Origin of the sequence: Streptomyces milbemycinicus, assembly GCF_002154605.1 — a bacterium.
In the GTDB taxonomy this organism is placed as follows: Bacteria; Actinomycetota; Actinomycetes; order Streptomycetales; family Streptomycetaceae; genus Streptomyces; species Streptomyces milbemycinicus.
In genome coordinates this window covers 1-2,825 of the sequence record NZ_MUNE01000950.1, presented here as the reverse complement: position 1 = coordinate 2,825, position 2,825 = coordinate 1, and the positions used below count along the sequence as shown (strand labels likewise).

At 74.2% G+C, this 2,825-nt stretch carries 2 protein-coding genes; both read left to right on the top strand.

Features of this window, described 5'->3' with window-relative positions; genetic code table 11:
- Positions 1-186: 186 nt before the first annotated feature.
- Entirely contained in the window at positions 187-1,950 is a 1,764-nt protein-coding gene (locus CCN51_RS49410; protein ID WP_107426305.1) for a stealth family protein, read from the top strand.
- Positions 1,923-2,825, top strand: a 903-nt coding sequence (locus tag CCN51_RS49405; protein ID WP_086861107.1) for an FkbM family methyltransferase, incomplete at its 3' end; no start/stop codon positions are given. The genes CCN51_RS49410 and CCN51_RS49405, both read left to right, overlap by 28 nt.

The following is a 2,825-nucleotide window of genomic DNA, read 5'->3' as shown; positions in this document are numbered from 1 at the left end:
GCGCGGTGGCGACCTGGGCGCGCCGCGGCCCGTGCGGGTCGACGACCACGATCCGGTCCGGTTCGGACAGCAGCCCAGCCCGGCGCAGCAGCCGCCGCGCCCGCCGCAGCCGCAGCGCGCGGGACGCCGCCGGGAGGTGGCGCAGGCCCCGCATGGCCGACCGGCGCCGGGCTGCGCCGGTCGGCCATGCGGGGCCTGGGCCGCCTCTCGGCGGCGTCCGGCGCGCTGCGGCTGCGGTGGGGGCGGCGGCTGCTGCGCCGGGCGGGGCTGCTGTCCGAACCGGACCGGATCGTGGTCGTCGACCGGCACGGGCCGCGGGTCGCCCAGGTCGCCACCGCGCCCACCCCGCTGCACGCACGCGCCGAGAATCTGCGGCTGGTGTGCGAGGCGCTGGAGCAGGCGGGGATCGACCACTTCGTGGTCCGCGCGTACGGCAATGTGTCCTCGGCCGTCGGGGTGGCCGCCGACGAGCGGCCCCGGGTGGTCGCGGCGCTCACCGAGCTGTGCGCCCAGGAGGCGGGCTATGTGTCGCTGCCGGGGCGCGGCAAACGCCCTGGGACGGTGCCGCGGCCCGGGGCGACCGCCCGGGCCTGGCGGCGGCTGTCCACCGCCCCCGTCGTCCGCTTCACCCGCTTCTACGCGAGCCCCGGCGCAAGCACCGGCGCGGGTTTGGTGCTCGGTGTGGCGCACGGCTGCGATATCGAGTTCTGGCGGCGGGGCAGGGAAGAGGACGGGGCCGGGGCCGAAGGCGCGGAGCAGGCCGGAGGCGGTGACCTGCTCATCGCGCCCCGGCCCAACCGCACAACCGCTTCCGTGCCCGCCGCCTGCACCGCCGTACACGCTCCGGGCCATCTGTTCACCCGGCTGGCCCCCGCCGAGGGGTGGCAGCCCGGGCCGCTGCTGCGTACCCGCCCCGAGTTCACCACCCGCCTGCCCGACGAGGTCCGCTTCCCCATCGACGTCGTCTACACCTGGGTCGACGGCGCCGACCCAGCGTGGCGCAGCCGCCGCGCCGAGTGGACGGCCGAAGGCGACGACGCGGCCGGGCCGTACCACGAGCAGGCGGCCAACGAGGCCCGCTACGCCAACCGGGACGAGCTGCGCTACTCCCTGCGCTCCCTGCATATGTACGCCCCCTGGGTGCGCCATATCTATCTGGTGACCGACGACCAGGTGCCGCCGTGGCTGGCCGGCGCGCACCCCGGGATCACCGTCGTCGACCACCGCGACATCTTCGACGACCCGCGGGCCCTGCCCACCTTCAACTCCCAGGCCATCGAGACCCGGCTGCACCACATCGACGGGCTGGCCGAGCACTTCCTGTACTTCAACGACGATGTATTCCTCGGCTCGCCGGTGACCCCCCAGGACTTCTTCCTGGCCAACGGCATGACGAAGTTCTTCCTCTCCCGCGCCCTGATCCCGCTCGGCCCCACCCACCCCGGCGACGTCCCGGTCTCGGCGGCCGGGAAGAACAACCGGGCGCTGCTGGAGGGCCGGTTCGGGACGACGGTCACCCAGAAGCTCAAGCACACCCCGCACGCGCTGCGCAGAAGCGTCCTCGCCGAGATCGAGCGCGAGTTCCCCGGCCCGTACCGCACCACCATGGCCAGCCGGGTGCGCAGCGTCTCGGACATCTCGCTGCCCTCCGCGCTCCACCACTACTACGCCTTCCTGACCGGCCGGGCCGTCCCCGCGCCGCTGCGCTACGACTACTTCGACCTGGCCCAGCCCGGTATCCCGGCCCGGCTGGCCCGGCTGCTGCGGTCCCGGCACCGCCAGGCGTTCTGCCTCAACGACACGGTCTCGTGCGAGCGGGATCTCGCGGACCAGCTGGCGCTGCTCCGCCCCTTCCTCGACGCCTACTTCCCGGTCCCCAGCCCGCTGGAGCGGGCCATCGCCCGTCAGGAGGCCCGTCAGCCATGCCCCTCGCCATCACCCTCCCGCTGAATCCGGACGTCATCGCCGCCGAGGGCCCCTATCCGCGGGCGCTGAACGTGCTCAGCCGCAAACAGACGGCGGTGCAGCGGCAGTTGCGCCGGGCGGGGCTCGCCGGATACGAGCCGACCACACAGGCCACCCTGCTGGCCCTGGCCCAGCGGGCGCCGACGGGCAGCGCGGTGTACGACATCGGCGCGCATATCGGGCTGTACTCGGCGCTGATCAGCGCGGTCTACGGGCGCGGCAGGCTGTGGACGTACGCGTTCGAACCGACGCCGGACACCGCAGGGCTCTGCCGCCGCATCCGCGCGTCCAACCGGCTGTCCTACGAGGTGGTGGAGTCCGCGGTCTCCTCGGCGCCCGGGACCGCCGAGCTGTATCTGTCAGAGAAGACGGAGTCCTCGAACTCGCTGAACAGCGCGCACCGCAGACACAGCGGCTCGGTACGCGTCCCGGTCACCACCGTCGACGCCTTCACGGCGGAGCGGGACGCCGCCCCGTACCTCGTCAAGATCGACGTGGAGACCTTCGAGGCGGCCGTGCTGGAGGGCGCGCTGCGCACCGTCGACCGCCACCGCCCCTGGATCGTCTGCGAACTGCTGCCCAGCGCCGACCACGACGCCCTGCGCCGCGCCCTGACCCCGCTGGTCGCGCGCGGATACGGACTGCACCCCATCACCCCCGAGGCGCCCTGGCTCCGCTACGACGAGAGCGGCTACCGGCGCGCCGTCAGCGGCCAGTGCCGCGACTGGCTGCTCGCCCCGGCCCCGCTGACCCCGGACTTCCACCGGGCCGTACGGCGGTGGCTGATCGCGATCCTGGCCTGCGACGAGACGACGAACCTCCTCACCCCCGGCGGCTCCCCCTTCCCCGACGCCTGGAAC